Annotated in this window: 24 protein-coding genes and 1 tRNA gene; 14 read left to right on the top strand and 11 right to left on the bottom strand. The window is 65.5% G+C overall.

Going from position 1 to position 22851, the window contains the following annotated elements; all coding sequences use genetic code 11:
- The first annotated feature begins 248 nt into the window (after window positions 1–248).
- From ACREXZ_RS06865 to lepB, 6 genes are all read left to right on the top strand, one after another.
- Entirely contained in the window at window positions 249–2129 is a 1881-nt protein-coding gene (locus ACREXZ_RS06865; protein ID WP_431763283.1) for an alpha/beta fold hydrolase, read from the top strand.
- A 37-nt stretch (window positions 2130–2166) separates the two neighbouring features.
- Window positions 2167–3795 carry a mannose-1-phosphate guanylyltransferase/mannose-6-phosphate isomerase gene (locus ACREXZ_RS06860; protein ID WP_431763282.1) on the top strand — a complete coding sequence of 543 codons (1629 nt, stop codon included), beginning with the start codon at window positions 2167–2169 and terminating at the stop codon, window positions 3793–3795.
- Window positions 3767–4348 carry a flavin reductase family protein gene (locus ACREXZ_RS06855; protein ID WP_431763281.1) on the top strand — a complete coding sequence of 194 codons (582 nt, stop codon included), beginning with the start codon at window positions 3767–3769 and terminating at the stop codon, window positions 4346–4348. The genes ACREXZ_RS06860 and ACREXZ_RS06855 overlap by 29 nt, the downstream gene beginning before the upstream one ends.
- A gap of 354 nt (window positions 4349–4702) precedes the next feature.
- Entirely contained in the window at window positions 4703–5419 is a 717-nt protein-coding gene (locus ACREXZ_RS06850; RefSeq protein ID WP_431763280.1) for a FadR/GntR family transcriptional regulator, read from the top strand.
- Between the two features lie 97 nt (window positions 5420–5516).
- Window positions 5517–6509, top strand: a complete 993-nt coding sequence (locus ACREXZ_RS06845) for a Gfo/Idh/MocA family protein (RefSeq protein ID WP_431763279.1) — start codon at window positions 5517–5519, stop codon at window positions 6507–6509.
- A gap of 188 nt (window positions 6510–6697) precedes the next feature.
- Window positions 6698–7405 carry a signal peptidase I gene (lepB, locus tag ACREXZ_RS06840; protein ID WP_431763278.1) on the top strand — a complete coding sequence of 236 codons (708 nt, stop codon included), beginning with the start codon at window positions 6698–6700 and terminating at the stop codon, window positions 7403–7405.
- A 152-nt stretch (window positions 7406–7557) separates the two neighbouring features.
- Here the strand turns inward: lepB and ACREXZ_RS06835 are convergent, their stop codons facing one another.
- The 6 genes from ACREXZ_RS06835 to ACREXZ_RS06810 all read right to left on the bottom strand — a co-directional run bounded on the left by ACREXZ_RS06835 (window position 7558) and on the right by ACREXZ_RS06810 (window position 13336).
- Window positions 7558–9246, bottom strand: a complete 1689-nt coding sequence (locus ACREXZ_RS06835) for a hypothetical protein (RefSeq protein ID WP_431763277.1) — start codon at window positions 9244–9246, stop codon at window positions 7558–7560.
- Between the two features lie 321 nt (window positions 9247–9567).
- Window positions 9568–10605 (bottom strand): quinone-dependent dihydroorotate dehydrogenase, encoded by a 1038-nt coding sequence (locus tag ACREXZ_RS06830; RefSeq protein WP_431763276.1) that lies wholly within the window; start codon window positions 10603–10605, stop codon window positions 9568–9570.
- A 97-nt stretch (window positions 10606–10702) separates the two neighbouring features.
- Complete coding sequence (locus tag ACREXZ_RS06825; protein WP_431763275.1) at window positions 10703–11524, bottom strand: arginyltransferase; 822 nt, start codon at window positions 11522–11524, stop codon at window positions 10703–10705.
- A gap of 136 nt (window positions 11525–11660) precedes the next feature.
- On the bottom strand, window positions 11661–12398 hold the full coding sequence (gene aat / locus ACREXZ_RS06820; protein ID WP_431763274.1) for a leucyl/phenylalanyl-tRNA--protein transferase: 738 nt from the start codon (window positions 12396–12398) through the stop codon (window positions 11661–11663).
- A gap of 13 nt (window positions 12399–12411) precedes the next feature.
- On the bottom strand, window positions 12412–12957 hold the full coding sequence (locus ACREXZ_RS06815) for an NUDIX hydrolase (protein ID WP_431763273.1): 546 nt from the start codon (window positions 12955–12957) through the stop codon (window positions 12412–12414).
- Window positions 12958–13259: 302 nt separating this feature from the next.
- Window positions 13260–13336 (bottom strand) — tRNA-Met (locus ACREXZ_RS06810).
- A 223-nt stretch (window positions 13337–13559) separates the two neighbouring features.
- Here ACREXZ_RS06810 and ACREXZ_RS06805 point away from each other — a divergent pair.
- Window positions 13560–14057, top strand: a complete 498-nt coding sequence (locus ACREXZ_RS06805) for a heme-degrading domain-containing protein (protein ID WP_431763272.1) — start codon at window positions 13560–13562, stop codon at window positions 14055–14057.
- Between the two features lie 4 nt (window positions 14058–14061).
- On the top strand, window positions 14062–14403 hold the full coding sequence (locus ACREXZ_RS06800; RefSeq protein WP_431763271.1) for a DMT family transporter: 342 nt from the start codon (window positions 14062–14064) through the stop codon (window positions 14401–14403).
- 27 nt (window positions 14404–14430) lie between these two features.
- Here the strand turns inward: ACREXZ_RS06800 and ACREXZ_RS06795 are convergent, their stop codons facing one another.
- The 3 genes from ACREXZ_RS06795 to ACREXZ_RS06785 form a co-directional block, all read right to left on the bottom strand.
- The gene (locus ACREXZ_RS06795) at window positions 14431–14784 is read right to left on the bottom strand and encodes a hypothetical protein (RefSeq protein ID WP_431763270.1); all 354 of its coding nucleotides are present in this window, start codon (window positions 14782–14784) and stop codon (window positions 14431–14433) included.
- Between the two features lie 34 nt (window positions 14785–14818).
- Window positions 14819–15016 (bottom strand): hypothetical protein, encoded by a 198-nt coding sequence (locus tag ACREXZ_RS06790; RefSeq protein WP_431763269.1) that lies wholly within the window; start codon window positions 15014–15016, stop codon window positions 14819–14821.
- Window positions 15017–15179: 163 nt separating this feature from the next.
- Window positions 15180–16148, bottom strand: a complete 969-nt coding sequence (locus tag ACREXZ_RS06785) for an NAD-dependent epimerase/dehydratase family protein (RefSeq protein ID WP_431763268.1) — start codon at window positions 16146–16148, stop codon at window positions 15180–15182.
- A gap of 130 nt (window positions 16149–16278) precedes the next feature.
- On the opposite strand from ACREXZ_RS06785, the gene ACREXZ_RS06780 reads away from it, so the two are divergent.
- Together ACREXZ_RS06780 and ACREXZ_RS06775 are read left to right on the top strand one after the other, a co-directional pair.
- The gene (locus ACREXZ_RS06780) at window positions 16279–17025 is read left to right on the top strand and encodes a TetR/AcrR family transcriptional regulator (protein ID WP_431763267.1); all 747 of its coding nucleotides are present in this window, start codon (window positions 16279–16281) and stop codon (window positions 17023–17025) included.
- A gap of 46 nt (window positions 17026–17071) precedes the next feature.
- Window positions 17072–18202: an enoyl-CoA hydratase/isomerase family protein gene (locus ACREXZ_RS06775; protein ID WP_431763266.1), complete on the top strand. Its 1131-nt coding sequence runs from the start codon at window positions 17072–17074 to the stop codon at window positions 18200–18202.
- A 52-nt stretch (window positions 18203–18254) separates the two neighbouring features.
- Here ACREXZ_RS06775 and ACREXZ_RS06770 read toward each other — a convergent pair whose 3' ends face one another.
- A complete protein-coding gene (locus tag ACREXZ_RS06770; RefSeq protein ID WP_431763265.1) occupies window positions 18255–18680 on the bottom strand; it encodes a hypothetical protein in 426 nt (141 codons plus the stop codon).
- A 452-nt stretch (window positions 18681–19132) separates the two neighbouring features.
- Between ACREXZ_RS06770 and ssuD the strand changes: the two genes are divergently transcribed.
- From ssuD to ACREXZ_RS06750, 4 genes are read left to right on the top strand one after another with little or no spacing between them, the layout of a single operon-like run.
- Window positions 19133–20290 (top strand): FMNH2-dependent alkanesulfonate monooxygenase, encoded by a 1158-nt coding sequence (gene ssuD / locus ACREXZ_RS06765; RefSeq protein ID WP_431763264.1) that lies wholly within the window; start codon window positions 19133–19135, stop codon window positions 20288–20290.
- Window positions 20291–20349: 59 nt separating this feature from the next.
- Window positions 20350–21156 carry an aliphatic sulfonate ABC transporter permease SsuC gene (gene ssuC / locus ACREXZ_RS06760; RefSeq protein WP_431763263.1) on the top strand — a complete coding sequence of 269 codons (807 nt, stop codon included), beginning with the start codon at window positions 20350–20352 and terminating at the stop codon, window positions 21154–21156.
- Entirely contained in the window at window positions 21153–22136 is a 984-nt protein-coding gene (locus ACREXZ_RS06755; protein WP_431763262.1) for an ATP-binding cassette domain-containing protein, read from the top strand. The genes ssuC and ACREXZ_RS06755 overlap by 4 nt, the downstream gene beginning before the upstream one ends.
- A 58-nt stretch (window positions 22137–22194) precedes the next feature.
- Window positions 22195–22410, top strand: coding sequence for a TOBE domain-containing protein (locus tag ACREXZ_RS06750; RefSeq protein WP_133648999.1), 216 nt, complete (start codon window positions 22195–22197; stop codon window positions 22408–22410).
- Window positions 22411–22437: 27 nt separating this feature from the next.
- Here the strand turns inward: ACREXZ_RS06750 and ACREXZ_RS06745 are convergent, their stop codons facing one another.
- Window positions 22438–22722, bottom strand: a complete 285-nt coding sequence (locus ACREXZ_RS06745) for a hypothetical protein (protein ID WP_431763261.1) — start codon at window positions 22720–22722, stop codon at window positions 22438–22440.
- Window positions 22723–22851 lie beyond the last annotated feature (129 nt).

Below are 22851 nucleotides of genomic sequence, written 5' to 3'. Positions count from 1 at the left end.
GAGGGCGACGCACGCAGCCGCGTGGGTCCGGGATGAGGTCCGCGATGCGGACACAGACTCGGGTACGGCAGCGAAGGACACGACGGACGTCGCACGGCGCGTTTCGACGATGACCCATGGTGCATCGCGACGCGTTTTGACTGTGTGCGGGCCCGTACAGATACGTACCACGCGCGTTGATTTAATGCGGTCAATACCGGCGTGGAGGCGTGCGTCGAGACCAACGAGGGTTTGTGGGGGGCAAAAGAATGAAACCTGTCGTCTTCGACGACTGCTTTGGGTGGCTGCACCCAGGGGATGGGGAACAGGGCGTCGTCCTGTGCAATCCGTTCGGCTATGACGCGCTGTGCACGCATCGCAGCTGGCGCCGGCTGGCGGAGCGGATCGCGGCGACCGGCATGCCGGTGCTGCGCTTCGACTATCCGGGCACAGGCGATTCGGCGGGCTTCGAAGACGACCCGCAGCGTATCGACGCGTGGCTCGACAGCATCGCCGCAGCCGTGCGCCGCCTGCGCGAATGGACCGGCGTGCGGCGGGTGTCGCTCGTCGGGCTGCGGCTCGGCGCGACGCTCGCGACGCTCGCCGCGCAGCGCATCGGCGATATCGACGGGTTGGTGCTGCTCGCGCCGACAATCGTCGGACGCCACTACGTGCGCGAACTGCGCGCGCATCGGCAGAGCTGGCTCAGCACACCGGCCGGGATGAACGCCGATCCAATCAGCGAGCAGGACGGTTATGTCGAGGCGTTTGGCTTCGGGTTGTATGGCGACGACATCGCGCGGCTCGCCGAAATCGATCTGCGCAGCGACACGTCGGCGCCGGCCACGCGCGTGCTGCTGTTCGAGGCGAACGACCGCAGCCGCAACGGCGCGCTCGCCGCGCATTACGCGGCGCACGGCGTCGCGGTGGATCGGCAGACCTTCGACGAATACGACCGCTTCATGGTCGAGGCACTCTACAGCGAGGAGCCCGCCGACGCGTTCGCGCGCCTGACCGCCTGGCTCGCGAACGGCGCGGCGGCGCCGGCTGAAAGTGCGCACGCGCGCGATTCGATCGACAGCGTGGATAAAGCCCACCCGCCGTCCGACGAGCCGGTGCTCGATCTGCCGGCTGCAGCTGCGCTCGAGCAACCGGTCGCGTTCGGTCCGTACTTCGGCATCTACTGCGAGCCGGCCGTGCCGCGCGCCGACGCGCCCGCGGTGCTGTTCTTCAATACCGGCGCGAGCCATCACATCGGCGACGGGCGCATTTTCGTGTTGTTCGCGCGGCGGCTCGCGGCGCTCGGCGTCACGTCGCTGCGGATGGACCTGAGCGGTCTCGGCGATGCGACGCCAACAGCGGACACCGTGACGCTCGACACGATCTATTCGGAGCGCGCATGTCGCGACGCGGCGGCAGGTGCCGACTGGCTGGTCGCGCGTGGGCATGCGAGCGTCGCGACGTTCGGTGTGTGCGGTGGCGCGTACGTCGGTCTGCATGCGAGCGCGATGCAGCCGCGGATCGTCGGCGCGTACTGCGTGAATCTGCAGAAGTTCGTCTGGGACGGCGCTGCGCGCGAACCGGGCGAGCATCAGTTCGCGTCGTCGAAGGTGTATTGGCGTGCCGCATGGATGCCGCGCAAGTGGCTGCGTGCGCTGCGCGGCCACAGCCATCCGCTGCGGATTGCGGCGGTGCTCGCGCGGCGTGCCGTCGCGAGCGCGTGGCTCGGCGCGACCGGCTGGATCGAGCAGCGCACCGGCCGGCATCTGATCGTCAACGAGGTTCGCGCGCTGATCCGCACGATTCACGCGAAAGGCGTGCAGCTGCGTCTCGTGTACGGCGCCTACGACGTCGGGCTCGACGAGGCGCGCGTGCAGTTCGGCCCGCAGCTCGGTGCGCTACGCCGCTACACGCGGGTGCGCGCGGCGACGCTGCCGAAGCTCGATCACGCGCTATTCACGCGGCCCGCGCGCGAAGTGGCGATGGCCGACGCGGAGCGCTGGCTGTTCGACGAACTGATGGGCGATCCATCCAGCGTGCCGGCGCGCGGGCTGCGCGAAGCGCTGGCGGTGTCTGCGCTTGCGACTGTGTCGGTGGCGTCGGACGTGTCCGCGGCCGCGGTGTCGTGGTTCGATCGCGTCAGTCCATAAGCACCGTCTCCTTTACCTCCTCACGATGGAATCCTCGATGAACCGGATCGCCGAACCCAGTCTCCCCGCGACCGCTGCGCTGTCCGCAGCGGCACCGGTCGTCGTGCAGCCCGTGATCCTCGCGGGCGGCTCAGGCACGCGGCTGTGGCCGCTGTCGCGCGAACGCAGCCCGAAGCAGCTGATCGGTCTGCTCGACGAAGAGTCGCTGCTCGAAGCGACGGTGGTGCGTGTGCGTAGCGCGTTTGCTTCCGGGTTTGCGCCGGGTGCGTCCGTTGCCGACAGCACGCCGGCTGACGCTGCGCCCATGCTGCGTGCACCGCTCGTGATCTGCAGCGAAGACCTGCATCTGCTGACCGCCGAGCGTCTGGCGTTCTGCGGCGCGTGCGCGCAGATCGTGCTCGAACCGGCGCCGCGCAACACCGCGCCGGCGCTGACGGTGGCCGCGCTCGCCGCACGTGCGGTCGACGGCACCGCGGATGCCGACGATCCCGTGCTGATCGCGATGCCCGCGGATCATCTCATCGCCGATACCGCCGCGTTCGGCGCCGCGCTCGCGCAGGCAGTCGCGCACGCGGCACGCGGTGCGATCGTCGCGCTCGGTGTGCCGCCGACGCACGCCGAAACCGGCTATGGCTACATCCGCACCGGCGAGCCGATCGGCGAGGACGGTACGCAGGGCATGCACGACGCGCGTCGGATCGGTGGTTTCGTCGAAAAGCCGGATGCCGAACTGGCCGGGCGCTACGTCGCATCGGGCGACTACTGGTGGAACAGCGGCGTGTTCGTCGTGCGCGCGTCGGTGTGGCTCGAGGCGATCGCTCAGTGCCGGCCCGCGATTGCCAGCGCGTGTGAGGTTGCGTTCAACGCAGCACGCGCAGACCGCGACGGTACCGTTCACCTGGATCGCGCGGCGTTCGCTGGATGCCCATCCGATTCGATCGACTATGCGGTGATGGAGCGCATCGGCGGCGACGGACTGGAGGGGCTTCAGGGCGTGGTCGTGCCGCTCGTCGCGGGCTGGTCCGACGTCGGCGCATGGGACGCCGTGTGGCAGGTGTCGGCGAAGGACGCGGCGGGCAACGTCGCGCGCGGCCCGGTGCTGTTCGAAGGCGCGACCGACAGCTTCGTGCATTCGGACGGACGGCTCGTCGCGTGTGTCGGCGTCGCGGGCGTGGTGGTGGTCGAGACCGCGGATGCGGTGCTCGTCGCCGCGCGCGATCGCGTGCAGGACGTGAAAGCGATCGTCAGCCGGTTGAAGGCCGAGCAGCGGCCCGAGGCGCAGGACCATCGCAAGGTCCGGCGGCCGTGGGGCTATTACGATTCGCTCGAGAACGGGGAGCGCTTCCAGGTGAAGCGCATCGTCGTGAAGCCAGGCGGCCGGCTGTCGCTGCAGATGCATCATCATCGCGCGGAGCACTGGGTCGTGGTGCGCGGCACCGCGCGCGTCACGCGCGGTGACGAAGCGTTCCTGCTCACCGAGAACCAGTCCACCTATATTCCGCTCGGCGTCACGCACCGGCTCGAAAATCCGGGCAAGACGCCGCTCGAAATCATCGAAGTGCAATCGGGCAGCTACCTCGGCGAGGACGACATCGTGCGCTTCGACGATCAGTACGGCCGTGTGAAGGAGACCGACGATGGACGCACGGGCGGCGACGGCAAGTGATGCGCAGGGGGCCGCGGGTGCGGGCTCGGCAGGTGTGTTCGTAGGGGCCGCGGCTGCGGTCGACACTTCAGCCTTCGACGAACGCCGCTTCCGCCACGCGCTCGGCCGCTTCGCGACCGGCGTCGTCGTGATTTCGGCGGGCAGCGGCGACACGCTGCACGCGATGACCGCGAACGCGTTCATGTCCGGCTCGCTGAAGCCGCCGCTGATCGTCGTGTCGGTCGGTCATCGCGCGCGGATGCACGAGCGGTTGATGCGCGCGGCGAGCTTCGGCGTGAGCGTGCTGTCGCACGCGCAGGAACCGCACAGCCGTCATTTCGCCGGTGAATTGCAGACGCGCTTTGCGCCGCATCTCGCGCCGCGCTTTGCGACTGTCGACGGGATGCCCGATGTGGCGCTGCTCGAACATGCGGTCGCGCGCTTCGCCGCGCGGCTCGTCGATCGGCATCCGTGCGGCGACCATACGCTGTTCGTCGGCGAGGTGCGGATGTTCGCGCTCGACGAGCGCGCGCCGCTGGTGTTTTTCGGCGGCCGCTACGCGTCGGTCGCGTAGCGGAACCGGCAGGATCTTTCCGGCGGCCCAGTTGGCCCAGGCCACGGAGCCGGCGTGGCGCGGATGCGACGCCCAGGACGTCGCGCGGTGCAACTTTTCCGCGGCGACGCGCCTTGCGCGCAAGCCTGGCGGTCTGTTTCTCGACAGACGTTTCAAGTACGAAACAATTCATCAGAGGGATAACCCTGTCAGGACGTTTCCCAACTGGCGCAACCGTATTGGAGCAAGCAACGTAGCGAAAAGGGTCATACGGAGGGGCCATACGGCGGGGCCAGACGACGAAGCGATACGACGCAACGAGGGCGCGGATTATTAACAGAATGCGGGCGGCCAGGCCGCATCGGGGAGAGGGTCATGGAACAGGGCAACAAGGATCGATCACTGGTCAGCAAGGTGATGGACGGTCTCGTCACCGGCATCGTCGAGGAAAAGTACGGTGCGATACTGCCGCCTCAGGACGTGCTGTCGAAGGACTTCGACGTGAGCCGCACGGTGATGCGCGAGGCGTTGTCGATGCTGCTCGCGCGCGACATGCTCGACGTGCGGCCGAAGATCGGCACGCGCATCCGGCCGATGCACGACTGGCGGATGATCGACGAGGACGTGGTCAACTGGCGCTTTCGCGCGAAGCCGGACCCGCTGTTCCTGCGCGACGTGATCGAGTTTCGCATCCTGATCGAGCCGCGCGCGTCCGCGCAGGCGGCGGCGCGCGGCACTGCGGCGGATATCGCGGCGATCCGCGACGCGTTCGACACCCTCTGCGCGATCCGGCCCGGCGAGCCCGGCTACCAGGCCGCCGACGAGCTGCTGCATACGCGCATCGTGATGGCGAGCGGCAACCAGTTTTTCCAGCAGATGGCGGCGATCATTCGCGGCGCGCTGGCGGCGGTCAACCCGATCGTCAACCAGAAGGCCGGCGTGTGGGAGTCTGTGATGCGCACGCACGGGCGCGTCGTCGAAGCGATCGAGCGGCGTGATCCGAAAGAGGCCGAAGCGGCATCGCTCGCGCTGATCGACTACACCGTCGACGAAGTGGGCAACGCGTTCGCGGTCGATCCGCCGCATCGCTGAGCGTCTGTCCTGATCGCCGATCGCGCTGCGGCGTGTATCGGCGTGTATCGGCGACAATACGGGCCTGTCATTCACTGGACCAGGACCCGAACCCTTCATGACCGATACGACCGTCATCCGCTGGGGGATCGTCGGCGCCGGGCGCATTGCGCGCCGGTTTGCCGACGGCCTCGCGCACGTGCCGCACGCACGGCTCGTCTCCGTGTGGTCGCGCCGCGCCGAATCCGCGACCGCCTTCGCCGAAGCGTCCGGCGGCGCGGCCTGCGAGAGCTTCGCGGCGTTGCTCGCGAGCGGCATCGACGCCGTCTACATCGCGACCATGCAGGACAGCCACGCGGCCTATGCGATCGCCGCGCTCGAAGCGGGCTGCCACGTGCTGTGCGAGAAACCCGCGACGGTTAACCGCGCGCAGCTCGAACGCGTCGTCGCGACCGCGCGCCGCACCGGCCGCCTGTTCATGGAGGCGATGAAGCCGCCGTTCTATCCGCTGTACCGGCAACTGCGCGAGCATCTCCTCCGCGATCCGATCGGCGTGCCCGGCCTCGTGCGCGCGGGCTGCTCGGTGCCGGGCGTGCCGGCGGATCATCCGTCGCTGTCGTTCGATCATGCCGGCGGCGCGCTGCTCGATATCGGTGTCTATGAGATGTTTCTCGCGGTCGACTGGCTGGGTGCGCCGCTCGACGTGCAGACCTTCGGCCGCGTCGGCGCGACCGGCGTCGATACGTTCGCGAGCCTGAACTGCCGGCACGAACACGGCATCGCGCAGCTGTTCTGCGGGCTCGATCTGCACGGCCGCGGCGACGCGCTGATCATGGCGCCCGGCGGCCACGTGACGATCCACGAGAACTGGTGGAACCCGGCGCGCGCGACGGTCCGTTATGCGGATGGTCGCGTCGTCGAACTCGATGCGCCGTTTGAGGGCGGCGGCCTCAACTACGAAACGGCGCACTTCTGCGAGCTGATCCGCGCGGGCGCAAACGAAAGCCTGGTGATGACGCACGCGGTGTCGCTGCAGATGATCGAAATGGCCGATGCGGCGCGTGCGGCGCTCGGGGTTCGGTTTGCGGCGGATGAGGAGGAGGGGGTGTAGGGTCCTTCGCGTGCTGCGACGCGGCCCATGCCCGCGACGGCGCGACCTTTCCCCCGGCAGTGATACGATTTGCGCGGGCAGCCGCGCGTGACGCGGCTGTCGCCTGGCTTTTGCCTGGTTTTCGACCTTCAGGGCGGCCCGCCGGAGTGATATCGGCTGCTACCCGTTTTTTGCAGGAGCTGTTCCCGATGCGCATGCTGGCCCGACTGTGGCGCGAGTACCGGAGTCTCGTCGCCTTTCTCGTCCTGATGGTGCTGTTTCGCAGTGCGGTGGCCGACTGGAACGTCGTGCCGAGCGGCTCGATGCTGCCGACCATTCGCGAGGGCGATCGCATCTTCGTCGACAAGATGGCCTACGATCTGCGCGTGCCGTTGACGCACATCGCGATCGCGCATCTGCACGATCCGCATCGCGGCGACATCGTGACGATCGATTCATCGGCGGCGCACGATCTGATCGTCAAGCGTCTGATCGGCCTGCCCGGCGACCGCATCGCACTGCGCGACAACGTGCTCTTTGTGAACGGTGCGCGGGCGAATTATCAGCCGCTGACGGTCGGCCCGCTGGCAGACGACACGGGATCGCCCGGCGACTATTACGTCGAGCGCTTCGGCGGCGTCACGCATGCGGTGCGGCTGTCCGAATACGCGCCGAGCCCGCGCCGTTCGTTCGGCCCGGTGACCGTGCCGCCGGGCGAATATCTGATGCTCGGCGACAACCGCGACGACAGCGCGGATTCGCGCTACTTCGGTTTCTTTCCGCGCAGCGAGCTGATGGGCCGCACACGGCGCGTCGCGTTCTCGCTCGATCCGGATCACTTCTACCGGCCGCGCTTCGATCGCTTCGGTGTCGCGCTCGATGCGGCGGCGGTGAGCACGCCGCTCGCGTCGCGGTGAGGGGCGGTTAAGCGGCGCGATCTGAGGGGGCGCGTGATTAATCATCGACCGGTTTGCCCGATTGATCAGGCAAACCCACGGGCAAACCGGCTAGAGTCCCCGAATGACTGCCTGGACGCTCTGTGGCGCTTATCCAGAAGGGCAGCGGCTAATCAGAAGCGATGGTCTCGTTCTGTGCCAGGCGTGAAGGAAACGCCACGCAGGACCTCTGCGAATCCCGCTTGACGCAACGTCGCGAATTTCTCGCGTGCGGCGCCGGATGCAGTCGTATTCGCGAGAATGTCCCGCACTACGACCAGTCGATTCGGATCGGCGCCCACATCGCCATTGCCGCTGACGGTCGAGCTAATCGCCCAGATGGTGACCGTGCCGTCGTTCTCGACGCGGCCGATCAGGTTACGAAGCCCATCGGTCGCGGGTGCCCATGGCAGTCCGGTCGCCGCATTGGATCCGGTGGGATAGCCCGGCACCGCGTACTGCTGGCCCAGGTTCAGACCCGCTTGAAGCGTGTACGCCAGCGTCCACTTCTTCGCGCCGGCGTTGTACACCCACTTTTGCAGGCCGGCACCCGTCTGCGCGGTTGCATGCGTGAACAGGTCGGCGCCGCCGGTATATCCGTCTCCCTCGTCGGCGACATAGAGCGTGTTGGCGTTAGCGAACCAGAGGCCAAAGGGATAAGACAGCGTGGTGGCTTTCTTGTTTGGCGTCGAGGGAAAGCCAGCCAGCACACACATATTGCCCGGCAATCCGCTGGTCTGAAGCGAAGCGGGGTTGTAAGCCAGCGGCGTGCTGGGCAACGCTGCATTGGCGGCCGGCACACCCACACCCGACGGACAGGCTTTGCCGGTCGTATCCACGAAGTAAACCGTGTTCACACCGTTGCTGCCACTGCCCTTCGAAAAATACAGCACGTTGTTGAATGCGGTCATGCCGCGGAAATTATCGTCCTTGCCTATCTTGTCCGCTGATGCGCCAAGTTCAGTCACTGAAAAACTGGCGACAGGTGTCGGCGTCCCCGGGTTTTGCCGCGACTCGCGCTGTTTCGTCGCATCGATGAACTGTGCGCCGGCACCGAGGATGACACCGTTGGGCTGCGGATTGGAACCGTTGCCTGCATTGCCAGCGGTGTAGACGATGTCCTGCCCGTTGCGATTGTTCAGAATCGCGGAGCGTCCATTATTGCCGCTATACGCATTGGTTTCGGTAAAGCGGAAGTGACCATTGCGATCGACGCGGGCCACCGCGCGATAAAAACTCTGCCCCACCGGATTGGTCGGATCCACGGCACCCGGGGTATTCGAATTCGAGACGTCCAATGTATTGACCGGCGCGACGTAGCCCATGAATGTCAGGTATCGGCCGTCGGTCGAAAGGTGGAGACCGAGTTCCGATTTGGAGCTGAAGCTGGTGACGAGCTGATCCTCTCCGGATTGACCCTGCAGGCTGTTGGGCACCTCGAGCGAACTCACGCGCTCGCCGGATGGCGTAACCTGGTCCAGAAAAATCCGCGACGTGATACCGAAGCTGCCGTCATAGGCGTCGTTGTTCCATACATAGGGATAGGTGCCATCGCTGGGCGCGCCGGTAGCTGGGGAGCAGCCCCCCTGTGTGCTGGCGCAATCCGGAGGTAATACGCTGCCCGCCTGAACGTTGCTTGACAGATTGTCGTACACACTTCGACTGACGACCAGCAAACCTGGGAAGAACTGGCTGTCGCCGCGAAATTCTGATTGCTGGGCATACGCGCTCAAGCTGGCTGCGCCGAGTGCCAGTGCGACTGTCGTAGCTCGCGGGATAAACGCGGAGCGGTGAGTCATCTTGCGAACGGAAGTCGTTTTCATCGTTAGTCTCCGGATCAATAGGGGATTTTTTCGCAGACGGAATAGCGGGTAAAACCAGTTCACCGTAGCGACACTTGATGAAAACTTGATTGCAACGACTTCGGTGTAAACCAGAATGACTGATCTGCAGGTCCGATGTTTTCCCGTTATTGCTCGGGATCACAAAATGCTTAAGGAAACCTTATGAATTTTACTTTGTTACGTAAAAGGGTTTCTCAATTCACCAGGCGTCATTGCGTTAGTGAATCGAAAGCACGGGTTCATCGGAACAACCTCGGTGAAACAGCCTCCTGGCAATCGTATCGCTGTACCGCCGGCCCGCTATGCCTGCTGCTGTTTGCCCAGCGCCTGCGCGCATTCCGCGATGAGCGCCGGCCCGCGGTAGATGAAGCCCGTATAAAGCTGCACCAGCGCCGCGCCCGCGGCCAGCTTCGCGCGCGCGTCGGCACCTGAAAAAATCCCACCCACGCCGATGATCGGCACCGTCTCTCCGACCTCGCTACGCAGCTTGCGGATCACCTCGTTCGACGCGTCGAACACCGGCCGGCCCGACAGACCGCCGGCTTCGTCGGCGTGCGGCAATCCTGAGACCGCTGCGCGCGCGAGCGTCGTATTGGTCGCGATCACGCCTTCGATCCGATGCCGCAGCAGCGTGTCGGCGATTGCCTTGATCTGTTCGTCGTCGAGGTCGGGCGCGATCTTCAGCGCGAGCGGCACGAGCTTGCCGTGCAGATCCGCGAGCCGTTGCTGCTTGTCCTTCAGCGCGGCGAGCAACGCATCGAGTTCGCCTGCGCTCTGCAATTGCCGCAGGTTCTTCGTGTTCGGCGACGAGATGTTGATCGTCACGTAGCTCGCGAACGGGTACACGCGCTCGAGACAGTACAGATAGTCTTCGGCGGCGCGCTCGATCGGCGTGTCGGCATTCTTGCCGATGTTCAGGCCCAGCACGCCGCGATAGCGGGCCGCCTGCACGTTCTGCACGAACTGGTCGACGCCCGCGTTGTTGAAGCCCATCCGGTTGATCAGCGCGTTGGCCTGCGGCAGACGGAACATCCGCGGACGCGGATTGCCGGGCTGCGCGCGCGGCGTCACCGTACCGACCTCGATGAAACCGAAGCCAAGCGCCGCGAGGCCGTCGGTGCACGCGCCATCCTTGTCGAGCCCCGCCGCGAGACCGACCGGATTGCGGAACGTGAGACCCATCACGGTGCGCGGCGCATCGGGCACCCGCGGCGCCAGCGTGCCGGCGAGACCCGTGCGGCCGACCGCGCCGAGCAGCTTGAGCGTGAGGTGATGAGCGTCTTCCGCATCCATGCGAAAGAGTTGGGCGCGTACGAGCGGGTAGAGGGAACTGAACACGGGGTGGAGGCGGGCGGCCGGAAAATGAAAACCCGCTATTTTACCGGCATCGGCGGAGCGGACCGGCGTGCGGGTGGATTGGAGAACGAACCGCGCGTTAGAAACGCACCGGGCCGCGCCTTCCTTGCAGGACCGCGTCGACGGGCGGCAGATCGGTGTGCGTGGTGTCGAGCGTTTTCCACGTGCTGTCGAACAAGCCTTCGAGCGGCCGGAAATTCGCCTTGTACGCCATCTTCGGACTCTCGCGGATCCAGTAGCCGAGGTACACGTACGGCAGCTTCAGGCTGCGCGCCTGTTCGATCTGCCAGAGGATGTTGTAAGTGCCGAAGCTGGTATGCGGCGCATCGGGCTCGAAGAACGTGTAGACCGACGAGAGTCCGTCGCCGAGGATGTCGATCATGCTGATCATCCGCAGGATGCCGGGCAGGTCCGGATGTTCGTCGACAGGCTCGCGGAATTCGACGAGCCGCGAGTTGATCCGGCTCTGCAGCAGGAACTGCTCGTACTGGTCGCGGCTGTCGCGGTCCATTCCGCCGCCCGCATGCCGGGCGGACTGGTAGCGCATGTAAAGCGCATAGTGCTCTTCGTCGTAGTGGAGCGGCGACACGGTCGCGACAAGCTCGCCGTGTTTTTTCCACACGCGGCGCTGCGTGCGGTTCGGCTCGAACGCATCGACCGGCACGCGCACCGGCACGCACGCGCGGCAACCGTCGCAATACGGGCGATAGGTGAAAACGCCAGAGCGCCGGAAGCCGGCCTTGACGAGATCGGTATAGACGTCGGAGTTGATCAGGTGGCTCGGGGTCGCGACCTGCGAGCGGGCGATGCGCCCCTCCAGATAACTGCAGGGGTAGGGCGCCGTTGCATAGAATTGCAGCGCGGAAAGCGGTGAAAGCGGCAGCTCATTGGGGTGAGTCACGTTGGCAGCTCTCGAAGCGTCTCGGTATTTGGCAGACCCGTTGCCGGCCCGCGGCAGACCCGCCGCATACCCGTCGCGAATCCGTTATCGCAGGCGCTCCGGCAAACTGATCGACGCGCCTGTGCGGATCCGTCCATCACGCCGCGGACGCGACGACGTCGAACAGCACGGTCTTGTCAAAGCGCCAGGGGATCGGCGCGGCATCGACAGACGCGCGAACATGTGCGACGAACGCCTTGCGCGCTATCTCGCGACCGCCCAGCGACGCCAGATGCGACGTGTTCTGCTGGCAGTCTATCATTTCTATATCGTGACGTCGCAAGTGTGCAACAAGCGCGGAGAGCGCGATTTTCGACGCGTCGGTGACCTCCGCGAACATCGATTCGCCGAAGAACATTCGCCCGAACGACACACCGTACAACCCGCCGATCCGCTTGCCGTCGCGCCATGTTTCGATGCTGTGCGCGTCGCCGCGCCGATGCAGCGACGAATATGCATCGATCACGTCGGCGGTGATCCACGTGCCGCGCTGATCGCGCCGCGGCGTTTGCGCGCACGCACGCATCACCGAGGCGAAGTCGTGATCGACGCGGATTTCCCACGTGTCCTCGCGCAGCACCCGGCGCAGCGTCTTTTTGAGCGATGGCGAGATCCTGAATTCCTGCGGACGCAGGACCATCCGCGGATCGGGGCTCCACCACAACACCGGCTGGCCGTCCGAATACCACGGGAAGATGCCGCGCCGGTACGCGTCGATGAGCCGCGACGGCAGCAGGTCCGCGCTCGCGGCGAGCAGGCCGGGCGCGCCGCTCGTCGCACCGAGCGCGCGTTCGACGGACGGAAACGGATCGTCGGGGCCGAGCCAGGGGACCATGCGCGGGTGCCGCTCAGCCTTCGCGCAGTGAGCGGAAGATGTCGCCGGTGTGCAGGCCAAAGGTGCCGGCCGAGCGGTCGGCAAAGAAGAAACGCAGCGTCTGGCCGACCGTCGGGAACGCGATGTCGTCCCACGGAATTTCGGCTTCGTCGAAGAGCTGCACTTCGAGGCTTTCTTCGCCGGCCTCGATGTCGATGTCGAGCAACCGCGCGAGATAGAACAGATGCACCTGATGCACGTGCGGCACGTTCAGCAGCGAAAACAGGCTTTGCACCTCGACGCGCGCGCCGGCTTCCTCGAGCGTTTCGCGCGAGGCCGCTTCCGACGTCGTCTCGCCCATTTCCATGAAGCCGGCGGGGAGCGTCCAGTAGCCGTAGCGCGGTTCGATCGCGCGACGACACAAGAGCACCTTGTCTTCCCATACCGGAACGGTGCCGACCACGTTGCGCGGATTCTGATAATGCACGGTGCCGCATTGGGCGCAGACGAAGCGCTCGCGGTTGTCGCCGGGCGGAATGCTCAGACTGACCGTGTGGCCGCAGACGGAACAGAATTTCATAGGAAGGCGACTCGGATGGGTGAAGGCGAGTGTATCACCGGGCGATGGTCGACGATAAGCGGGGCGGGGTTCTGCGTCAGGACGCAGGCGAAGGCGGTGAAGATTCGCGCGCAGTCGCATTCAGTTCAGGATAACTACGAGTCTCGGCGGCGATTTTATTTTTGATTTTTTTGTGGCCGCGATTCGCGATGTCTTCCGGTCTGGCATGCGAGCACGGCAGCAGGAAGGGGGAGCACAAACAAAAAAGGCCTGCCCGTATGGCAAGCCTTGATTGCGGTTCGACGTGTACTACATGAGCGCTTTGGTTGCGGGGGTAGGATTTGAACCTACGACCTTCGGGTTATGAGCCCGACGAGCTGCCAGACTGCTCCACCCCGCGTCCGTCGAAGAAAAGATTATAGGGGAAATCGTAAGTCGACGCAACACTTTCGACGTTCGAACGAATCGCGCACGCGGAGACGCGCCGGATGCAGTCGATATGCAGGGCACGAACGGAGCCTGCGCTAGAATCGCGGTTCCCTATTGTCACGCGGGCTCACGCGCGACTGGACGGCGACATCGTTCGATCGTGGCGCTTGCTCTCTATCTGTCTTCCGGTGCCTATGGATATCGTTCACGACCTGCAGGCGATCGCCGCGCAGGAAAAAGCGCTTGTGTTCCCTCATTTCGACGCCGACCGTGCATGGCAGGTCGGTGGGTCTCTGCATGAAATCGCGAAGGCGCGTAGCCTCGCGCTCGTCGTCGACATTCGTACGTTCGGTCAGCCGCTGTTCCTCAGCGCGCTCGACGGCGCGACGCCCGACAACGTCGACTGGGCGCGTCGAAAGGGCAACGTCGTCGCGCAGTTTCGCCGCAGTTCGTACGCGGTCGGTCTGCGCTTGCAGCAGTCGGCTTCGACGCTCGCGGACAAGCACGGTCTCGCATCGGCTGACTACGCGGCGCATGGCGGCGCGTTTCCGCTGATCGTGAGCCACGCGGGCGTGATCGGTTCGGTGACCGTGTCGGGTCTGCCGCAGCGGGGCGATCACGAACTGGTGGTCGAGGCGCTGTGCACGCATCTCGGTCTCGACTACGGCAAGCTCGCGCTTGCAAAGGTCTGAGCCGATGCTGCGTCTGCCGCCCTATACATTGCTTGCCATCGCGATCGTCGCTGAAGTAATCGCGACGTCCGCCCTGCGCGCGTCGGAAGGATTCAGCCGGCTCGTGCCCGCGGTCGTCGTCGTGATCGGCTATGGCATTTCGTTCTACTGCCTCTCGCTGACGCTGCGCAGTTTGCCGGTCGGTATCGTCTACGCGATCTGGTCGGGCGTCGGCATCGTGCTGATCACGCTGGTCGCGATCGTGATGTACCGACAGGTGCCGGATCTGCCTGCAATCATCGGGCTCGCGCTGATCGTCGCGGGCGTCGTCGTGCTGAACCTGTTCTCGAAAATGCAGGCGCATTGACGGTGTTGGCTGGGTGTTACTGGTGCGCTACTTGCAGCGCACCACCATCGACCGGTTCTTCACATTGGCCGACACGACGTTCGTGACACCGCCGCCTGCGGCACCGCCTTCGTCGCCGTCCTTCGACACGATGTCGTAGCCGCTCGCGCCGCACGCGTTGCCGGCCTGCACGTAGCACGAGGCCCAGCTCGATCCGGCGTCGGCGCCGCTGCAGTTCACCGCGAAGCCGGTCTCGCCGTTCGGCAGATTGATCAGCGATGTCGTGTTCGACGATGCACAGCCCGCGAGCGCCGCGGCCGACACGGCGGCGAGCGCTACGACGCGCAGCGTGGCGGCTGGCAAGGGGCCAGACGGGCGCAAGCGCCGCGTAAGGTACTTCATGGCGTGTCCTCTCGAGGTGCGAGGCCGGCCGGCATCAATCGACACCGGTTTCGATGCGGATGCCCGCACGGCCGACGATGCGGCGACTCTCGTCACCGGCTTCGGTTGCAGCGTCTTCCCAGATGCTGATGGCTTTCGGAATATCGATGCCGTGATTTCCGGCGTAGTCGAACCATTGGTTCGCGGCTTGCGGTTCGGGGACGGCACGGTCCCCGACGAAGTATTTTCCCATATCACGATCTCAGGTAATTCATACGGTTGCCGGGCCACGGCGCTGCGGCGCCGGGCTTCGTCGGTTCGACCGCGATCGCGCGCACAAGTGCGATGCGGTGGTTCGGTCAGTGATCGACGAAGGCACGACGTGAACGCGGTCAGCGTGCTCGCCTGATGCACGCTCAAGCCGCCGCGGTCTGGTTTCGCTGCGCCGCTTCGAACGACAGCCGGATGCCTTCGTCGTAGGGTGTCTTCGCGATCGGCCCGATCAGCGCGCGCAGCGCGGAGTCGTCGAGCATGATCGGGTCGGTCAGCAGGTAGTGCATCTCGACCAGTTCCCGCGGGATCGGATCGAATAGCCCCAGCATGCGCAGCATCGATTTGCCCGCGACCATCAGCTTCGGTTTGCGGCCGGCGAGCGCATAGGCGCGCGTCGCGATCTCGCGTTGAGTGATCGGGCCTACGCCCGCGAGATGCAGCACGCGACCGAACGCCTCCGGTGTGCGCGTCAATTTCTCGACGACGGGGCCGACGTCCGGCATGAAAACGAATTCGTGCGGCACGTCGATCGGACCGACCATCTGCGCACGTGTTCCGCGCACGGCGCCTTCGAACGTGCCGTGCAGGAGGCTACGTTCGACACCGGGGCCGTAGAAATCCGGCAGCCGCAGCACGAGTGTGTCGAGATCGCCGCGGCGATGCGCATCGAGCACCAGGTTCTCCTGTTCGAGCCGCATCCGCCCTTTGAACGTGTGCGGTTCGCGCGGATGATCCTCGGTGACCGGGCGGCTTTGCGCGCGGCCATACGGATAGACCGTGCCGATCAGGATCAGTCGTTGCACGCCTGCGGCGATCAGGCCGGCGAGCGTCTTTTCCATCAACGGCGGATGCGACGCGAACTGGTCGTACGGCACGCCGACGAGATACACCGCCGTCTGCAGTCCGGCTGCCGCCGCGGCGATCGACGCGGGGTCGTCCGGATTCCACGTCGCGATCTCCGCGTGCGGATCGCGACCGTATGCGGCCTCGAGCGGTGCACGCGACCGGCCGATCACCCGATAGTCGCGGCCCACCGCGCCGAGCGCCGCGGCGATGCTTTGGCCGGCCGCGCCCGCGGCGCCGAACAGACCTGTTTTGCCGATTGCTTCCATGTCGTTTCTCCTGATTCAAAAGTAGGGTGAGGGCCTGCTGATTGAGTGACAGATAATTTATGAACACCGTTCAGTAAACGGTGTTCAGTTTAATTTGACTTTTCAGTTTGTCAACCGGAAAATGCAGGGCATGGGAATTACCGAACGAAAAACCCGCGAGAAGCAGGCACTGCGCGAACGCATCCTCGAGGCGTCGCGCCGCATCGTGATGCGCGACGGCTTCTCCGCGCTGTCGATGCGCAAGATTGCCGACGCGATCGAGTACTCGCCCGCCACGCTGTATCTGCATTTCGACAGCCGCGACGAAATCGCGCGCACGTTGTGTGCCGAGGGTTATGCGCAGATGCTGCAAAGCGTCGCGCCGCTCGCCGACGTGGTCGATCCCGGCGAACGCCTGAAGGCGATCGGCCGCGCATACGTCGCGTTCGGCGTCGCGCATCCGGAAACCTACCGGCTGATCTTCATGGAGGATCCGTCGTACACGGACGCCGCGTTCGTCGGCGTCGCAGCGGACGCCGAGTCCGGCGACGCCGCGCTGCGGTTGATGGTCGATTCGATCGAGCAGATGAAAGCGGCGGGGCGCTTGCCGGCATCCGTGGATGCAGCCGTGTGGACCGAAGCGTTCTGGGCGACGTTGCACGGCATCGTCGCATTGCGGCTCACGTGTCCGGTGTTTCCGCACACGCCGCTCGACACGGTGGTCGATGCCGCGCTCGACGCATGGTTCGGCAGCCCGCCAGCCGCGGAGCCGGCGACCACCGACAACACTGCGGAAATCGTCGCAACCGTCGAAGCAAACCCGGCAACCACGGCAAAAACCGCGAAACGCGTAGCATCGAAGCGGGCGCCCGCGAAGCCGAAAACCGCGCCGGCGTGATACCGTTCAGCTTCCGCCGTTCGCCGGTCATCCGCTTCTTTCCGCCATGTCCACCGTTGCCACCGACCTCGCCAGCGGCGAAGTCCTCGCCACTGTCGCGAATCACATCGGCTTCATCGAACTCAATCGTCCGAAGGCGCTGAACGCGCTGTCGACCGGTATGATCCGCGCGATCCATGCGGCACTCGAACGCTGGCGCGAAGATCCCGACGTGCTCGCGGTCGTGGTGCACAGCCCGCACGAGCGCGCGTTCTGCGCGGGCGGCGACATCCGTTTTCTGTACGACGCGGCACAACGCGGCGACCGCGACGCGCTCGATACGTTCTTCATCGAAGAGTACCGGCTCAATAACGCGATCTTCACCTATCCGAAACCGTATATCGCGCTGATGAACGGCGTCGTGATGGGCGGCGGCATGGGCATTTCTCAGGGCGCGCACCGCACCGGCGGTCTGCGGGTCGTGACGGCATCGACGAAGATGGCGATGCCGGAAACGCGCATCGGGCTCTTCCCGGACGTCGGCGTCGGCTGGTTCCTCGCGCGTACGCCGGGCGCGCTCGGCCGCTATCTCGCGGTGACCGGCGCGACGATCGGCGCCGCCGACGCGCTGTATGCGGGTCTCGCCGATGTCTTCATCGACGAAGCGGCTTTGCCGTCGCTGCTCGAGTCGCTGCGGCACGACCCGTTCGAGCGCGGCGCGGACGTCGTGACGCGCATCGTCGAAGAAGCCGTGCGGCACAACGTCGTGCCGACGCCGGACACGTCGTTGCTCGCGGACGCCCGTGCGTTGATCGACCGGCATTTTGCGAAGCCGACGATGACCGACATCGTCGCGTCACTCGATGCGGAAGGCGACTGCGAGGGCGCGGAGTGGGCCGAGCAGACGGTTGGCATGCTTCGCGATCGCTCGCCGCTGTCGATGGCGATGTCGCTCGAACTCGTCGCGCGTTCGGAAGGGACGATGGCGGATTGCCTGCGACGCGACCTCGACCTCACGCGGTCGACGTTCGGGCACGGCGATGTAATGGAAGGGATACGCGCGCGCATCATCGACAAGGACAACCGCCCGATGTGGCGCTTCGCACGCCTCGAGGACGTGCCGCCCGCCGAAGTGGCGCGGATGTTCGAGAGCCCGTGGTCCGCAGCGGAACACCCGCTACGCGACCTGCAGGACTAGCGCGGGATAGCGCAGAAAGAAGCACGCAGAAGCACGCACAGGCCCGGCGCGTTCAGTCTTCGGTGTCGTCGGTCATGAACGCGCGCATGAAGACCAGCGCACCCCAGCCCCACATTGCATTGGCCGCGAATCCGACCGCGAGGCGCGGCAGCATGTTGCCGCTCGGCCAGATGCCGCGCAACGGATCGATCACGAATACGCTTGCCGCGGTCAGTACGATGCCGCCGAACACGAACGCCTGAACCCACGGCGCCGCGCGCTCCGGTGCGACCCGCAGCAGCCACGCCATCAATATCGCCCACACCGCGCTCCAGATCGCATTCACGATGAACTCGGGCATCCCGAGCGGCAGGAACGGTGCCGTCGAAAATCCGCTCGCGTCGATCAGGGCGGCGGCGTGTAGCAACGCGAGCGTCGCTTCACGAAAGAACAGCGAAGCAAGAAAACCGGACACGAACGGCAAGATCAACTTTTGCATGCATTGCATCGCCAGAGGCACGGACGCGGCGCACCTGCCGCCCGCACCGGGTTATCGGAAAGCGTGCGCCATTATATAGACGGGCCGCGCCGGGGCACGCGCTATGCGGATCGAGCGGACCGTATGCTAAAGCGTCAGGCTAATCACGAAAGTGGAAAACCTAAGCTCAAAAAAATCGTTCAAAAGCTTAGGGCCCGTCCATAGACTGTTTCCCCATGTAGACGGCATTGCCGTCGCCGTTCGTTGGGCGCGATGCCACGCTGCGCGCGCACCGTCGTTCCACAGACGCGCTGCCGATCCATCGTTCGACGCGCGACCCGTCAACGGTTGCGCGACGTCGCCGTGCGTGTGTGTTGTCGCATGGGTGTCGGCAACGACGGGGCACGACGCGATACAGCGAACCGCGCACCGGGCCGCCCGATCCATCAGTCTCGAACAAGCAGGAGCAGCAAATGAATGTGTTCTGGTTCATTCCGACTCACGGCGACAGCCGTTATCTCGGGACCACCGAAGGCGCGCGTGCAGCTGGCTACGACTACTTCCAGCAGATCGCCGTCGCAGCCGATACGCTCGGCTACGAGGGCGTGCTGCTGCCCACCGGACGTTCGTGCGAGGACGCGTGGGTGGTCGCGTCGAGTCTGATTCCGGTCACGAAGCGGTTGAAGTTTCTCGTCGCGATCCGGCCGGGCATCGCATCGCCGGGACTGTCGGCACGGATGGCGTCGACGTTCGACCGGCTGTCGAACGGCCGGTTGCTGATCAACGTCGTGACCGGCGGCGACCAGGCGGAACTCGAAGGCGATGGGCTCTTTGCCGATCACGACACGCGCTACAAGATCACCGACGACTTCCTGCATATCTGGCGTGAACTGCTGGCTGCATCGCATACCAACGAAGGGATCGATTTCGAAGGCGAGCAGTTGCAGTCGAAGGGCGGCAAGGTGCTGTACCCGCCGGTGCAGCATCCGCATCCGCCGCTGTGGTTCGGCGGTTCGTCGCCGGCGGCGCACGAGATGGCCGGTCAGCACATCGATACCTATCTGACGTGGGGCGAGCCGCCCGAAGCAGTCGCGAAGAAGATCACCGACATCCGCGCGCGGGCGAAGGCTCACGGTCGCGAGATCAAGTTCGGCATCCGTCTGCACGTGATCGTGCGTGAAACCGAAGACGAAGCATGGGCCGCCGCCGATCGTCTGATCAGCCGGCTCGACGACGAGACGATCGCGCGCGCGCAGGCATCGTTCGCGAAGATGGATTCCGAAGGCCAGCGCCGCATGGCTGCGCTGCACGGCGGCAAGCGCGGCGGCCGCGAACAGCTTGAGGTCTATCCGAACGTGTGGGCAGGCGTCGGCCTCGTGCGCGGCGGCGCGGGTACTGCGCTCGTCGGCAATCCGCAGCAGGTCGCGGCGCGAATGAAGGAGTACGCGGACCTCGGCATCGACACGTTCATCCTGTCCGGTTACCCACATCTCGAAGAGTCGTATCGCTTCGCCGAACTCGTGTTCCCGCTGTTGCCGAACCGCCAGCGCGCGAGCGCGACCGGTCCGCTGTCGGGACCGTTCGGCGAGATCGTCGGCAACAACTATCTGCCGAAGGCGAGCCAGAGCTGAGCTTTCCGGGTGTAGCGATACCGATACGCAACGACATTGGCAAACAGGAGCAGCCAGTCATGGCCACATTCAACCTGAAACAAGGCGCGGCGCGCCAGCTTGCCGCGCACCTGGCGCCGTGGATCGCGCCGCTCGCGATCCTGCTCGCGTGGGAGTTCGCCGCGCGCAGCGGCGTGCTGTCGACGCGTGTGCTGCCCGAGCCGCTTGCGGTCGTGAAGGCCGCGTGGTCGTTGATCCAGTCCGGCGAAATGTGGGCCGACGTGAAGGTGAGCACGTGGCGCGCCGTGTCCGGCTTCGCGGTCGGCGGCAGCATTGGCCTCGTGCTCGGCCTCGCGACCGGTCTTTTCAGGCCCGCCGAAGTCGCGCTCGATTCGACCGTGCAGATGATCCGCAACATCCCCGCGCTCGCGATGATCCCACTCGTGATCCTGTGGTTTGGCATCGAAGAAGAGGCGAAGGTGTTCCTCGTCGCGCTCGGCGTGTTCTTCCCGATCTACGTGAATACGTTCCACGGGATCCGCTCGGTCGACGCGAACCTGATCGAGATGGCGCGCAGTTATGGCGTCAAGGGACTCGCGCTGTATCGCGACGTGATCTTGCCGGGCGCGCTGCCGTCGATTCTCGTCGGCGTGCGTTTCGCGTTCGGCCTGATGTGGGTCACGCTGATCGTCGCCGAAACGATCTCGGCGCAATCGGGCATCGGCTACATGACGATGAATGCGCGCGAATTCCTGCAAACCGATGTGGTGGTGGTCGGCATCCTGCTGTACGCCGCGCTCGGCAAACTCGCGGACATGCTCGCGAAGGCGCTCGAACGCGTCACGCTGCGCTGGCATCCCGCCTATCAACGAGGAGCGAAGACATGAGCGCGACGACACTGGCGGCTTCGTGGAGCGGCATCGCGGGCAGCGATCTGGAAGCCGAACTGGTGCAGCCGCGCACGCACGACCGCGACGCGGAAGAAGCGGCCGCATTCGAACGCGACGACGGCTCGACCGATGTGAGCCGCGTGCCGGGTGCCGCGCCGCTTGCGCGCGATGCGGTGCGGCCTGACGCTCCTGACGACCATGCCGTTGAACTGCGTGGCGTCGGCAAGCGCTACGGCGAGCGCACCGTGCTCGAGAATTTCGACCTATCGATCGAACGCGGTAGTTTTGTCGCGATCGTGGGACGCAGCGGCTGCGGGAAATCGACGTTGCTGCGACTCGTCGCGGGCCTCGAGACAACGAGCGCCGGCAAGCTCGAAAAGCGCGGCACGGACGGCGCGCCGCTAGATACGCGGATCATGTTTCAGGACGCGCGTCTGCTGCCGTGGAAGACGGTGCTGCAGAACGTGATGCTGGGCCTCGGCCGCGGTGCGCGTGACGATGCGCGCGCGGTGCTCGCGGAAGTCGGCCTCGAAGCGCGCGCGAACGACTGGCCTGCGCAGCTGTCGGGCGGTCAGCGGCAGCGGGTCGCGCTGGCGCGGGCGCTGGTGCATCGGCCGCAGTTACTGCTGCTCGACGAGCCGCTCGGCGCGCTCGACGCACTGACGCGCATCGAGATGCACGCGCTGATCGAGCGCCTGTGGCACGAACACCGCTTCACCGCACTGCTCGTCACACACGACGTACACGAAGCCGTCGCGCTCGGCGATCGCATTCTACTGATCGAAGAAGGGCGTATCGCGCTCGATCAGCCGGTGCCGCTTGCGCGGCCGCGTGCGCGTGCGTCTGCGGGTTTCGCTGCATTGGAAGATCACGTGCTGCAACGCGTGTTGAAGACTGCGCCGAACGACGACGTACAGCCGTTCCGCGAGCACCACGAACGCGTCGCGCGGCCGACCGAAGTGCGCTGGGCTATTTGACGTTAGGCGGACGTGCTCGTCCGCCCGATTTTTTATCGATCCACTGGAGCCACTCGCTATGAGCATTTCCGCAATCAATGTACGCAATCAGTTCCGCGGCAAGGTCAAGGAGATCATCCGCGGCCCGGTGGTCTCGGAAGTCGACGTCGATACGCCGTTCGGTGTCGTGACGTCGGTGATCACGACGCGCTCGATCGATGAGCTCGAACTTAAGGTCGGCGCGGAGGTCGTCGCGCTCGTGAAGTCGACGGAGGTGTCGATCGCGCGGCTCTGAGCGTTGGGATGCCGCGCGGCGGCGCCGTTAGTTCGCGTTGGCGGCGCTGGCGGGCGGCGTGCGCATCATCTTCTCGTTGGTCGGCTTGCGCGGCCGCATGATCGGCATGTTGTCCGGATTGTCCGGGTTCGTGCCGTCCGATGTCGCCTGTGGCCGTTTGAGCATCGACGCGCTGTCCTGCCTGGGTGCCGCAGGTGAACTGGCTGATTGTGCGAACGCGCTGCCGTTACCGGCAGCAACGAGAATCGACGCGACGGCAGCCGCTTTTGCGGCGCATGAGACGATCGTGCGATTGGGTGTGCGCAGTGTCATCGGGTCCTCCTGTACGGCCGCGGATGGCCGTCTTCAACGGATAGACCGCGTGCCCCGTTAAAAATTCGGTGCCGGAGGAGCTTCCGGTTGCGGCGCTCCGGAAACGACAAAGCCGGGTGTTCGCGATGA

The sequence above is a fragment of the Paraburkholderia sp. genome, from assembly GCF_050742655.1.
GTDB lineage: Bacteria > Pseudomonadota > Gammaproteobacteria > Burkholderiales > Burkholderiaceae > Paraburkholderia.
The sequence above is the reverse complement of the archived record's forward strand: the minus strand, read 5'-3'. Positions and strand labels throughout refer to the sequence as shown.